This window comes from Rhodoferax sp. LS1P39 (assembly GCF_056521425.1).
The window spans coordinates 61,535-75,533 of sequence record NZ_JBWMAV010000018.1 but is presented as its reverse complement, the minus strand read 5'-3'; the positions used below and the strand labels follow the sequence as shown (position 1 = coordinate 75,533).

Annotated in this window: 6 protein-coding genes; 5 read left to right on the top strand and 1 reads right to left on the bottom strand. The window is 63.5% G+C overall.

What is annotated here, in order from left to right; genetic code table 11:
• Positions 1-78: 78 nt before the first annotated feature.
• Complete coding sequence (locus tag AC097O_RS22000) at positions 79-741, bottom strand: HAD family hydrolase (protein ID WP_479595106.1); 663 nt, start codon at positions 739-741, stop codon at positions 79-81.
• Between the two features lie 117 nt (positions 742-858).
• On the opposite strand from AC097O_RS22000, the gene AC097O_RS21995 reads away from it, so the two are divergent.
• From AC097O_RS21995 to AC097O_RS21975, 5 genes are all read left to right on the top strand, one after another.
• Entirely contained in the window at positions 859-1,569 is a 711-nt protein-coding gene (locus AC097O_RS21995) for a response regulator (protein WP_479595105.1), read from the top strand.
• A 10-nt stretch (positions 1,570-1,579) separates the two neighbouring features.
• The gene (locus tag AC097O_RS21990) at positions 1,580-3,043 is read left to right on the top strand and encodes a sensor histidine kinase (RefSeq protein WP_479595104.1); all 1,464 of its coding nucleotides are present in this window, start codon (positions 1,580-1,582) and stop codon (positions 3,041-3,043) included.
• A 108-nt stretch (positions 3,044-3,151) separates the two neighbouring features.
• The gene (locus AC097O_RS21985) at positions 3,152-5,695 is read left to right on the top strand and encodes a bifunctional diguanylate cyclase/phosphodiesterase (protein ID WP_479595103.1); all 2,544 of its coding nucleotides are present in this window, start codon (positions 3,152-3,154) and stop codon (positions 5,693-5,695) included.
• Positions 5,696-6,392: 697 nt separating this feature from the next.
• Positions 6,393-12,539: a type I polyketide synthase gene (locus AC097O_RS21980; protein WP_479595102.1), complete on the top strand. Its 6,147-nt coding sequence runs from the start codon at positions 6,393-6,395 to the stop codon at positions 12,537-12,539.
• A gap of 119 nt (positions 12,540-12,658) precedes the next feature.
• Positions 12,659-13,993, top strand: coding sequence for an aminotransferase class I/II-fold pyridoxal phosphate-dependent enzyme (locus AC097O_RS21975; protein WP_479595101.1), 1,335 nt, complete (start codon positions 12,659-12,661; stop codon positions 13,991-13,993).
• Positions 13,994-13,999: the final 6 nt, after the last annotated feature.

Below are 13,999 nucleotides of genomic sequence, written 5' to 3'. Positions count from 1 at the left end.
AGACAATTGACAAATAACAATTGATTGTTAGTTTCTATCAATGACCCGCCGTTACATGGTGGCGCTGCACACCCTGGCCTACACCACCAAGCCCGCCAGTTGCTCCATATCGGTGAACGTGCAAAACGCCCCTGCGTCCATCAGCGCCTGCGCATCCACGTGGTCGGACGTGGCAGGGGCGTAGCCAAACACCGTGGCCCCGGCGGCCACGCCTGCGCGCACGCCGGTGGTGGTGTCTTCCACCACGGCGCAGCGGGTGGGGTCTACTTTCAGTGCAGCAGCGGCGGCCAGGTACACGTCGGGCCAGGGCTTGGTGCGGGGCATTTCATGGCCGCTGAAGACCATGCCGTTGAAGTATTCGGCCAGGCCCACCTTGTCGAGTTGCAGCTCGATCTTGATGCGGTCGGCCCCCGACGCGCAGGCGATGCGGCCCGCATAGGTGGCGTGCACCGCCTGCAGCGCAGCGTGGATGCCGGGAATGGGCTCCAGCCGGGTGTGCAGTGCGTGGTTGCGCCGGGCGCGGAACTCCAGCATCCAGGCCTCGGTCAGCGGTTTACCGGTATGGGCTTCGATGGCGGGAGCTTCGTCCATCACGGTTTTGCCGACAAACAAGCGCATGCATTCGGCCAGCGTCAGCGTCCAGCCGGTCTCGGCCAACAGGTCGCGCAGCACGCCGATGGTCAGCGGCTCGGAATCGACCAGCACGCCATCACAGTCAAACAACACGGCATCGAACTTCATGAATTTTCCTTGGATTAATTTAGGCATCAAATTAGCCTGTAGATCATATTCGGTGAGCACGAGCAGCTATCAATACGATAGTTCCACAGCATTCTGTTGCCTTGGTATGCTCTAGCCATGGCCCATTTACTCATAGTTGAAGACGACGAATTACTGCGCGACGGCCTGGCGGCCCAGCTGGGGCTGGCAGGGCACCAGACCACCACCGCCGCCAACGGTGCGCTGGCGCAAGAGCAACTGGAAGCCAACCGTTTTGACGGCGTGGTGCTGGACCTGGGCCTGCCTTTGCTGGACGGCATGGCGCTGTTGCGCTGGATCCGCAAACGCCTGCTGGCCCTGCCGGTGCTGATTTTGACCGCCCGCGACGGCGTGGAAGACCGCATCGAGGGCCTGAACGCCGGGGCCGACGACTACCTCACCAAGCCCTTCAACATGGCCGAGCTGGAAGCCCGCCTGGGGGCCATGCTGCGCCGTTCGCGCCTGCCTGCGTTCGGTGGCTCGCTGGAGCTGCAAATGGGCGAAACCGGCCGCCTGCGGCTGGATGCCACGCAGCCGCTGGCCTGGCTGGACGACGAGCCGCTGGAGCTGACCCAGCGCGAATGGGCACTGCTGTCGCTGCTGGTGACCAACGCCGGCCAGGTGGTGGGCCGCGAAGACGTGCTCAGCGCCTGGAAGGCCGACCCCAGCGATCCCAGCGACACCACCAACACGGGGTCCAACGCGCTGGAGGTCTACGTGCACCGGCTGCGCCGCAAGCTGGCCGATTCGGGCCTGAGCATCCGCAACGTGCGCGGCCTGGGCTACATGCTGGAAACCGCCGCGCCATGATGGCCGTGCCGTGTCTTTAAGCCTGCCGCCGGGGCTGCAAAAAGACAAAGCCCCCGGCCTGTCCCTGAAACGCCAATTGCTGCTGTGGCTGCTGCTGCCGCAACTGCTGCTGTGGCTGGTGGGCGGGCTGCTCGCCTACCGCATCGCGCTGAACTACGCCGAAAAAGGCATCGACCAGTCGCTGACCCAATCGGTGCGCTCGCTGGCGCGCCAGGTCAAGCCCATGGGCTCGGGCCTGCTGGTGGACTTTCCGCGGGCCGCACAAGACATCATCGAGCAAGACCCGACCGACCGCGTCAGCTACATGGTGTCGTCGCCGCCCGGCCAGTTTGTGCTGGGCAACAGCAAGCTGCCCGACCCGCTGTTGGGCGTTCCCATCCAGGCCGGGGAGCCGCTGATTTATGAGACCCTGCTGGACAAAAAGCCGGTGCGCATCGCCCTGCTGGAAGTCAACTACGGCGAGGCCGAATCGCCCCAGCGCCTGCGCGTGCAGGTGGCCAAAAGCCTGGCCGTGCAGCAGCGCATTGCCCGCGAGCTGGTGGCCGACATGCTGCTGCCGCTGGTGCTGCTGGGCGCGCTGATCGGCACCGTGGTGTTCATCGGCGTGGGCCGCGGCCTGCAGCCCCTCAAGCGCCTGGAAGCCCTGCTGGGCGACCGGGCCCACCGCAGCGTCACCACCCTGCTGCCGATCGAGATGACCCAGGCCCCGCTGGAGGTGCATTCGCTGGCCGAGGCGGTGAACCAGATGCTGGCCGCGGTGCGACGCAGCCTGGGCCAGGAAAAGCGCTTCATCAACGATGCCGCCCACCAGCTGCGCACCCCGCTGGCGGGCCTGATCAGCCAGACCGAGCTGGCCCTGGCCGAGCGCGACCCGCAGGCCCTGCAAGAGCGGCTGACCAAGGTGCACGCCGGGGCCAAGCGCTCCGCCCACCTGGTACACCAGTTGCTGGCGCTGGCGCGTACCGAGGCCGACATCACGCCCCAGCCGCTGGACATGGCCGCGCTGGCCCGCGAAGTGGCCCGCGAATGGACCCCGCGCGCCATCAGCGCCGGTATCGACCTGGGCTACGAGGGCGAAGACAGCCTGGTCACCCAGGGCGAAAAGCTGCTGCTGCGCGAAGCCCTCAGCAACCTGATCGACAACGCCCTGCATTACGCGGGCCGCGGGGCCACCGTGACCCTGCGGGTGCAGCGCCTGCAAGGCCATGCGGTGGTGGAGGTGGAAGACAACGGCCCGGGCCTGCAAGAGGCCGACCTGCCCCGGGTGTTCGAGCGCTTCTGGCGCGCCAGCGAGCTGCCCGGCGGCTGCGGCCTGGGCCTGGCCATCGTGCAGGAGATCGCCCTGCGCCACAGCGGCACCGCCGACGCCGAGAACATCCTGCCGCAGGGCCTGTGCGTGCGCCTGCGGCTGCCACTGCCCGCGTTTCCGCTGACCTCGGGCGACTTCCGGCATCCGCCGCCGCTTCCCCGTTGAATTGGAACGTATACACGTTTTTCAGCACGCCTGTGGGATACTGGCCCACAGGCCCCTCGGCCTCCCCTCCCCTTTGTCGACGAAAGCCAGGTTCTTTCAAATCCGCACATGCGTGTTTTTCGACCATCCCTGAGGCTTGCCATCTCGGTGCCGTTTGCGCTGATCCTGGCCACCACCGTTGCCTTGCAGGCCGTCACGCAGCAAGACAACAACACCCGCCTGATTGACAAGTCCAGCGTGCGCATTCTGGACGCGCTGACCGTGGCCGCCCACAACCGCCTGGTGCATTTTCTGGAAGAACCGTTTCGCATCCAGCACGGCATTGCCGATGCCATTGCGCGCCATGGCCTGTACCAGCCCGGTGACCTGGGCTCCCTGTACCGCTACCTGGGCGGGGTGTACCGCCATCTGTACCTGGACCAGACGCAGATGAGCGTGCTGAGTTTTGGCAGCGCCGCAGGCGAATACGCCGGGATGCGCCGCGAAGACGGCGGTGCGGTCTTCAACCTGATGCTCAAGGATGCCACCACCGGGGGCCAGTTGCGGATCTACAAGGGCGAAGAGCCGCAGGACCTGCTGGCCGCCTACGACCAGTACGACCCGCGCGGCCGGCCCTGGTATGCGCCGATTGCCCGGTCGCGCCAGCCAGGCTGGTCGGCCATCTACACCAACTATGACGAGCGGGCCGAAATCACCATCTCGGCGTCCTCCCCGGTGCTGGCCGGGCCCCGGTTTCTGGGGGTAATGGAAGCCGATGTCAAGCTCAACGGCCTGAACCAGTTTCTGCGGGACGAACCGCTGCGGGGCACGGCCCTCATCGCCATTACCGACATCGAAGGGCAGCTGGTGGCGTTTTCCGAGCCGGGTTCGGTGGTCTCCGATGGCCGCAGCGGCACCCCACGCGGACAACGCCTGCGCCTGTGGCAGGGCGACAACCCGGTGCTGCGCGCCGCCGCCCAGCCGGTGGCGGAGGCCCCCACCGAGAGTGCCTCGGGTTTCCAGCTGACGGTGGATGGCAAGCTGTACATCTGCCGGGTCACCCCGTATTCGGATGCCCGGGGACTGGACTGGCGCATCGTGATGCTGGTGCCCGAAGCCGACCTGCTGGGCGACATCCGCGCCGCCAGCCAGCGCAGCCTGGCCTGGATGGCGGGCATCGCCTTGCTGGGCTTTGTGCTGGGCCTGTGGGCGATTGGCTGGGTCACCCGGCCGATCCAGCGCACGGCGCAGGCGGCCGACCAGCTCGCGCAGGGCCAATGGGACACCTCTATCGACACCGGCGGCGCGGTGCAGGAAACCCACACCCTGGTGCACGCCTTCAACGCCATGGCGCAGCGCCTGCAGCGGGCCTTCAACCACATGCACGACCAGTTGCGCCTGGACAGCCTGACCCAGTTGCTGACCCGGCGCGGCCTGCTGGAGGCGGTGCACTGGGACGGCATGCGGCCTGCCGTGCTGTGCCTGCTGGGGCTGGACGGGTTTCGGGCCATCAACGACAACGTCGGCCACGCCACCGGCGAACGCCTGCTGCAGGCCATCGCCGAGCGCATGCGGGCGCAATTGCCCCCCCAGGTGCTGATGGCCCGGATGGGCGGTGACGAGTTTGCCCTGCTGTACCTGGATGCCCAGCTGGCCGCCGCCGACATCGGCGCACAGGCCGTGGGGCTGTTCGCCACACCGTTTGCCTCGGGCGGCGACGAGATCCGGGTCAGCGCGTCGGTGGGGGTGGTCGAGGGCCCCTTGCAGGCCGATGCCCTGCCCGAGTGGCTGCGCAATGCCAGCGTGGCGCTGGGCGAGGTGAAGCGCCGCAGCCGGGGGAGCCATGGGGTGTTCGACCCCGGCATGCTGGCGCAGTCGCAGGAGCAAGCGAGGCTGGCCAATGAATTGCGCCAGGCTCTGGAACGGGAGCAGTTCCGGGTGCACTACCAGACCGTGATCGCACTGGCGACCGGCAAGGTCAGTGGGGTGGAGGCGCTGGTACGCTGGCAAAGCCCGCTGCGCGGCATGGTGCCGCCTGGCATCTTCATTCCGGTGGCCGAAAGTTCTGATCTGGTGCTGGCGCTGGGCGACTGGGTGCTGCGCACCGCCACCCGCGACGTGGCCCAGCACCTGGCACAGCTACCGCCCGATTTCGAGTTGCATGTGAACGTGTCGGCCCGGCAGCTGATCCAGTCCGATTTCGGCAGCACGCTGAAACAGGCCCTGCTGGCCAGTGGGCTGCCGCCCCACAACCTGACGCTGGAGCTGACCGAATCGGTGCTCATCGAACAAACCGGCCAGACCGTGGAGCGCCTGCGCGAAATCCGCGACCTGGGGGTGAAGATCGCCATCGACGACTTCGGGACCGGCTATTCCTCGCTGGGCTACCTGGGGCGCCTGCCCTTCGACTGCCTCAAGATCGACCAGAGCTTTGTGCGCACCCTGTGCAGCGCACCGAAGGACGCGGCGATTGTGGCCGCCGTGCTGCAGATGGCCAAAGGCTTTGGTGTGGACGTGGTGGCCGAAGGGGTGGAAACCGAGGCCCAGGCGCAGCGCCTGCAGGAGATGGGCTGCCACCACGCCCAGGGCTACTGGTTGGGCCACCCGCTGCCCTGGACCCAGATCGACTGGGAGCCGCGTCTGGTCCATCAACCACATACCGATATTCCATAAGAAATTGGCATCCAGTGCTTAACCATAGGGCACAAGCCGCTATCTAATTTGTAGCAATTTGGCGCTTTGTTGCCATCAAGCATCCAAAACCAACATGGCATTACCAAGTGCCCGGTCTGGTGGTTAGTGGAACCTGTCCACGTAATTTCATGGGGCTTGGAGCGGGTGGGGCATGCGCGGCCCACGCGCTTGCCTCTGCGCAAGCTAGCGGCAATCGCCAAAACGATTGGGCTCTTCTGTAGCCATCACAGGCTCACCCATGGCAGACCCTTGCGCCCTCAGCAGGGCCGATTGGAGGCGTGCAATCCCCACTTGAATTCCCTCCCATGTCGCATTTGTGACTCAGAAATTTGCCAAACATGTCCAAGTTTGAATATCAGATTTCCGTGGGTTGTTTAGCCAAAACACACCAACGGTTACACAAGCAATGAATTCAAGACACAAGAAGCATGGTCTTTTTTCACCAATATTGTCTACAATCTTACAAACAATAAATTTAGTAGACATTGTTTTATGTTTGTAAGCTGATATACCAAACGCAAGATCTGCTGTTTTCACCGCCCAAAACGGCCACTTTGGTGCCCTGCCGGGCAGTCGGCAACTGCCGCATGTAAGGGACATGTGCGGCGGGTCTTCCGGTGGGTTGGCACACATCCAACCACTCAGCTTTTACCGGTCGATAACGAGGAAAAAATTTATGAAGAACACACCCATCCAATCTGAACCGATTGCTATCGTGGGAATGGCCTGCCGTTTTCCAGGTGAAGCAGAAAACATCGAGGCTTACTGGGAAGTTTTACGTGGCGGGGGCATCACAGTGGGAGAGGTGCCATCCACCCGTTGGGATTGGCGCCGCCACTTCAGCACGAACGCCGATGCGCCTGGGCGAGCGTATGTCAAGCACGGCAACTTCATCCGCCAGGATTTACGCGCCTTTGATGCAGGGTTTTTTGGAATTTCCAACCGCGAGGCCGAAGTCATGGATCCCCAGCAGCGCCTGCTGCTGGAGGTGGCATGGGAGACCATCGAGCACGCGGGTGCCGACCTGGCAGCACTGGGCGCGGCGCGTACCGGCGTGTACATCGGCGCGTTCACTTTGGACAATCTGATTGGCCGCATGGGCGGTGCATCGCGCTTTGCGACAGGCTCGCACACGGCAGTGGGCTCCACAGCCACGATTCTTTCCAACCGGATTTCACATGCTTTCAACCTGACAGGGCCCAGCCTGTCGGTGGATACGGCTTGCTCGTCGTCAATGGTCGCGGTACACCTTGCCGCGCAGGCCATCTGGAGTGGTGAGTGTGATGTCGCCTTGGCGGGCGGGGTCAACATCATGTTCCGCCCGGAATACGTAATCGCCATGAGCAAGGGGCATTTCCTGGCGACAGACGGCCGGTCCAAAACCTTTGATGCCTCGGCCAACGGCTACGGGCGGGGCGAAGGTGCGGGCATCGTCATGCTCAAGCCTCTCGCGCGTGCACAGGCCGACGGCGACCGCATTCTGGCCGTGCTGCGTTCCACCGGCTGCAACCAGGACGGCCGCACCGAAGGCATCACGGTGCCCAACAAGGACGCACAAAGCAAGCTGATGCAGCAGGTGCTGGACCGCGCGGGCCTGGTACCCGATGACGTGCATTACGTGGAAGCCCACGGCACCGGAACCCCGCTGGGCGATCCCATCGAAAGCGCTGCCATCAGCTCGGTATTTGGTGTCCACCGCGCCAGCCCCATGCCCGTGGGTTCGGTCAAGGCCAATATTGGCCATTTGGAGGCAGCGTCCGGCATCGCATCGCTCATCAAGCTGGTGCTGTGCATGCGCGAACGCAAACTGCCCGCAGTGGCGGGGCTGACCCACCTGAACCCTGCCATCGACTTCGAAGGGCTCAACATCCGGCCACCGCGCGAACTGGAGACTTTGCCGCCAGGCACTTTGCGCATGGCGGTCAATTCGTTTGGATACGGCGGCACCAACGCCCATGCGATTATGGAGTCGCCGCCCGAACCATCCGCGGCCACCCCCAGCGCTGCCAACGCAGATGGCTGGGGCATGCTGCCGGTCTCGGCACGTTCCGATGAGGCCCTGGCCGATTTGGTCAGCCAATGGAGCGGCTCGCTGGACCCGGCGAGCCCCGATTTGCCACGGTCGCTGTTGGCCACGGCAGCGCTGCGCCGCACCCACCACGATTGCCGCGTTGCCTTTGCCGCCAACTCGGGCCCCGCACTGCGCACCGCGATGGCATCCTGGCTGGAGGCGCGCCCCCGTGCCGAACGCCCGCTCAAAAATACCGATGCCGTGTTCGTCTTTACCGGCATGGGGCCGCAATGGTGGGGCATGGCGCGTGAGCTGCTCAGCAATGACGCAGCAAGCCAGCAGTTAGCGCAAAAATTCGATAGCATTTTCAAGTCTTTGTCGGGTTGGTCGCTGGTCGAGGCCATGCTGCAGCCCGAAGAGGCTTCGCTGGTGGCCAAAACCCATATCGCCCAACCGGCTAATTTCTTGTGCCAATGGTTGGTGACCCAATGGCTTGCTGTGCGTGGTGTTCGCCCTGCAGCGGTGGTGGGACACAGCGTGGGAGAAGTGGGGTCTGCCTGGGCCAGCGGCGTACTCAGCCTGGAAGATGCCATCCGCGTCAGCTACCAACGCGCCAAGCTGCAAGCGACTACGGCTGGCCAAGGTGGCATGCTGGCCGTCGGTTTGTCGGAGGCGGATGCGCTGGCCCTGATCGAAAACACCCACGGCAAAGTCGAAATCGCCGCCATCAATGGGCCCACAGCGGTGACCCTGGCGGGCGACGAAACAACTTTGAATGATCTTGCGGGGCGATTGGAAGTCCGCAGCATATTCAACCGCCGCCTGAAGGTGGAAGTGGCCTACCACAGCCGCTACATGGACCCGATTCTGAGCGACCTGCGCACCGAACTTTCAAGCCTGACCTTGCATCCTGCCACGACGCCCGTATGGTCCACCGTGAGCGCGCACCAGGGTTCGGACGGCCTTTTTGGTGCCGAGTACTGGTGCCGCAATGTGCGCGAGCCTGTGCGCTTTCGGGCGGCCATCGAGGACATGCTGGACCATGGCTACCGGCTGTTTGTCGAGATTGGCCCGCATTCTGTAATCGGTGGGAACATCCGCGAAATCATGGCGCGCCGCAGCGATGAAGGCCGTACCGTCTCTACCCTGGTTCGTGGTGCATCCGACTGTGTTCAGTTGCACGCCACCTTAGGGCGCTTGTATGCAGCAGGGATCGCCCCAGACTGGCTGCGCCTCAATGGTCCAGCCAACGCACAGCTGAATCTGCCACGCCATCCGTGGATGCGTGACACCCTTTGGGCAGAGGCCGACAGTTGCGCACGCGAGCGCGCCTGTCCACCCGTGGGTGCCTTGTGCGGCGAAACGCTGGACCACCCTACGCCCACCTGGGAGCGTGCAATGAACACTTTGTATTTGCCGTGGATTGCCGACCACGAGGTAGACGGCATGGTGCTGCTGCCTGGCGCTGCGTATATCGACACCGCATTTGCCGTAGCCGAGCAGATGCTGGAAGGCGACGGAGCCCTGTGTGTCGAAAACGTGGAGGTCAGCCGCCCGCTGGTCCTGGAAGGGGATGCCACCCTGCTCTACCGCACCAGCTACAACCCGCAACGCCAATTGGTCGAAATGGCTAGCCGCGAAGAGTCCGGTGGTCCATGGACACGCCACGCTCAAGCCCATATCAGCCGCGTCGCATTTGACGACAGCCTGCGCGCACCGGCTTTCGAGGGCGGAGAAGTCCTCGATGTTGCATCCGCCTATGCGCGCTTTGCCCAGATGGGCCTGGTGTACGGTCCTGCCTGCCAACGCATCACCACTTTGTCTGTCAGCGGCGACACCGTGCGTGCAGAACTGTCGGCTCTGGTCAATGCGCCAGCCGATGTGACCCACCACTTGCATCCCACCGTACTCGACGGCGCGTTCCAATCACTTTTGGCCATCGTATTGACCGGCGGCGACACCCCCTGGGTTCCCACCGGAATCGACGAAATCACCTTGCGTGCACCTGTGACAGGGCCGGTGGTGTGCATAGGCCGCGTAAAGAGCCGTACCGAGCGAGAAATCGTGGGAGAACTGTGGCTGAGCGACGCGGCAGGCCAATTGCTGGTGCATGTCGACGGTGTGCACTGTGTGCCCGCCAAGCGCGCCCATGACCCCATGCAAGGTCTGCTCTACACCGAGAATTTTGAGTCGGTTCTGCCGGTCGGCGAACCCATGCGCCTGGGCGCGTGGATGGTCCTGAGCGAAGATGGTTGTGCACAAGGAAGTTTTGGCGAAGCTCTCACCCGGTCACTGGTGCAGGCCAACGTGGCTCGCGTGCTGGCCTTTGCTGTGGACACGGCCCCTGGGCCTGTGGCCATCAGCCGCCTGGATGGTGCGCACGAACTAAAAACACTGTTCACGCAATACCCCATCAACACCCTGTCGGGCGTGCTCTACCTGGCGGCAGGCATTGACTCCGCGCCTGCACAAGCCCGCGCCCGCGTCGCCCGCGTACACGGATTAATGAAAACACTGGGCAGCGAAGACACCGGGCCACGCGTCTACCTGGCCACCTGCAACGCGCAGTCCGTCCAAGCCAGCGACAGCGTAGCCGGGCATGCACAAGCCGCAATCCATGGGTACGGACGTGTCGCGCACAACGAATTCGCGGGGCTGACAGTAACTTTGCTGGACCACGATGCCCATCCTGCTTCCGCTACCGCGATGGTGGGTGAGTTGCTGGCAGATGATGCCGAGGACGACGTGGCACTGCGTGCCGGCACCCGTTGGGCACGCCGCGTACGCCCACTGTCTGCGCTGGACATGCGGCAGACCGCATTGGCCGACTTAGTGGCAGAGCCGCAGGCGGTGGTGCTGGAGAAGCAAGCAGGCGCAGAAACTTACTGGCGTGCATTCGCGCTCTCCACAGCCAGCGGAGAGACGGAAGTAACGCAAACAGCACTGGCACTGCACAGCTTGGTACAGGAGACACCGGAGGCTTCTGATGGCACTGCCTTGTGCGGCTTTACCGCCCAGGTCACCCAGACCAATAGCCGCTGGAATGTGGGCCAGTGGCTTGTAGGTGCCGCCGTCATCCGTCCTGCCAGCCATACCAGCGTCGCGAATACATCGCTATTTGCGATGCCCATCGATGGCCCCCAGACTGGGGCCGAGCGGATGCTCACGCAATGGGCGGGCATCCACGACGTGCTACGGCGAGTGGTGCCATTGGCAGAGACACGTTCGCTTTTGCTATTTGGTGCCAACTCCGAACATGGCCGTGTCGTACGCTCTGTTGCGCCATTGCTGGGCATCCAACACGTCATTGACGCAGACCACTATGCCCCGCAATCACGTGGCATTGCCGCCCGACTGGACTGTGCCCAAGAACCGATTTCCTTGGTGGTGTTTGCGGACGTGGCGCACCTGAGTCCACAAAGATTGCGGTTGGCGCCTGGAGCCCAGGTGGTTTGCATGGGTGCTGCACTCGGCATGGAAGTCACGCCATGGTTGGACGCTGCGTCCACCATCGGCGTGCACCGGGTAGATGCCTTGGCCGCAATCCAGAATGCGCCACAGCGCCTGACGACCAGCGTGCAAATCTTGGGAGATGCCCTTCTCAATGGAACACTGAAGCTACCCGTCAGCCAGGAGCTCAGTGCCAGGGAATGGGTTGCGCAAGCAACCCCGCTGGGGCAGGCTGTCTCGATGCACAACTTGCCGCCCGCAGTTGCAGCCACTGCAGGCCATTTCGACCCAACCGGCGCTTGGCTCATCACCGGCGGATTTGGTGGCTTTGGGTTGGCTTGCGCAGAATGGCTGGCCTCCCAAGGTGCCAACACGCTAATTTTGGTCGGACGCTCTGGTGCCAATGCGCAAGCCGCGGAACGCCTGTCCATCCTGGAACGGACCGGCGTGACCATACGCCGTGTGCAGGCCGATATCGGCGACGCTGCCGCAGTGCAAGCCTTCTGCGCCGCGCTGGCGACCGACAACCTCCCCCTGGCTGGTGTCCTGCATGCCGCCGGTACGCTGGCCGATATGACGATCCAGGAAATGGATGTCGCCGATTTGCAGCGTGTGATGGCGCCAAAAATGGACGGCGCATGGCACCTATCGGATGCGCTCGACAGCACCGGCCTGTTGCCGCGGCACTTCATCATGTTCTCATCCATTGCCGCCACCGTGGGCAATGCGCGCCAGGCCAACTACGCTGCGGCCAATGTTGCGATCGATGCCTTGGCAGCCGCACGCCGGGCCCGTGGTTTGCCAGCGGATTGCGTAGCCTGGGGCGCACTCAGCTTTGGCATGGGTGTTTCCAACGAAACTTTGACGCGCCATTTTGAAGGTATGGGCATGCAGCCGCTCTCTTCCGACGTCGCTTTGTCGGGTCTGAAACGCGTCCTCGCAGAGCGCCCCGGATCGGTCGTCATGGCCGCCGTCGATTGGGAGCAGTGGGGCCGTTTCGAGCCGACAGGAGGTCGATCAATGCGTTTTGCACACCTCACAGGCAAGGATGCTGCCGGTGGCGAATCCCCGCTGAAAGCAGAGTTGACGGCAATGGGCATCGCAGAGCGCGAAGAAATGGCCATGCTGATGCTGACCGAAGCCTTGTCCGGCCCGTTGAAGATGGCGGCCGAACGGATTGATCCTGAACGTTCCCTATCAGACCTGGGGGTGGATTCGTTGATGGCCGTGGAGGTGCAAATTGCCATCAGCTCGGTGTTCTCCGTCGAGTTTTCGACGCTGGAATTGATGCGTGGCAATACCGTCAGCCTGCTGGCCGCCCGGGTATTGGAGCGCATGCAAATCCCGGCAGCGATCTCCTGACCCTGCGGGGCTCCACCACGGCGCAGCCACCTTCCCCTGAAAAAGAGGCTGCGACGTGGCTGCTTCGATGCGGTCTTCTTGCCCATGGGCAGTCTTTTTATCCATAACGCTTCCTAACCATGAACTCACCAGAACGCAATGCCGCGCGCGCCCGCGCCAAAGAAATGATGCAGCGGCATGTTGGCACCCATGCCAGCGCACCCGTGGCATCGACCACCTCAGAGCACCGCCCGCCCGCAGGCCCCGCCAGCTTTGAAAACTTCCCCGGCTACCAGGAGCATTGCCGCCAACGCGACGCATTCGAAAAATTTGGCATGCGCAACCCCTACTTCTCATTGCACGATGGCGTACAGGCCGCCACGGTGGCGGTCAATGGCCGCGAGTACCTGAGCTTCTCGGGCTACAACTACCTGGACCTGGCCAGCCATCCCGCATTGACCAATGCCTCCATCGAGGCCATCCGCCGCTACGGCAGCACCGTGTCTGCCAGCCGCGTGGTCTCCGGCGAGATCGCGTTGCACCAGCAGCTGGAACGCGACATGGCGGACTTTCTGGGCATGGACGATGCCGTCAGCTTCGTCAGCGGCTACGGCACCAACGTCAGCACTTTGGGCCATCTGTTTGGGCCCGGCGATCTGATCGTGCATGACGCACTGATCCACAACTCGCTGATGACCGGCGCACGCCTTTCGGGTGCGCGCCGCATCCCCTATCCGCACAACGACTACGCTGCGTTGGACCGCATTCTGGCCGAAGCCAGCAAGCAGCACCGCCACACCGTCATCGTGACGGAAGGCGTATTCAGCATGGACGGTGATATTGTCGATTTGCCCACACTGGTCGACATCAAGAAGCGCCACAACGTATTTTTGATGGTGGACGAGGCCCATTCATTCGGCGTGCTGGGCCAACGAGGTGTCGGCGTGGCAGAACACTTCAACCTGCCCACCTCGGTGATCGACATCTGGATGGGAACGCTCTCCAAGTCGATGGCCTCGTGCGGCGGCATCATTGCCGGATCGCATGCGCTGATTGCCAATCTGCGCCTGAATGCACCCGGCGGCATCCTCTACAGCGTCGGCCTGTCGCCCGCCAACACCGCAGCGGCGATTGCGGCCCTGCAAGTCATGCAGGCCGAACCGGAGCGGATTGAGAAGCTCCGCCACAACAGCAAATTCTTTCTGGAAAAGGCCCGTGCGCTGGGCCTGGACACCGGCCCGGCGCAAGGGACTCCGGTGACACCGGTGATTCTGGGCAACAGCCTGAAGTGCCTGCGCGTGGCCGAGCATCTGTTCGACAACGGCGTGCAAGTGCATCCGATCTTGTATCCGGCCGTGCCAGAAGAGGCCTCACGCCTGCGCTTCTTTATCACCTCCGGCCACAGTGAAGAACAGTTGGAACGCGCTGCAAACGCGACGGCTGCGGCTGTCGCAGCCGTGGCGTCCCAGGTGTGAGGCCGC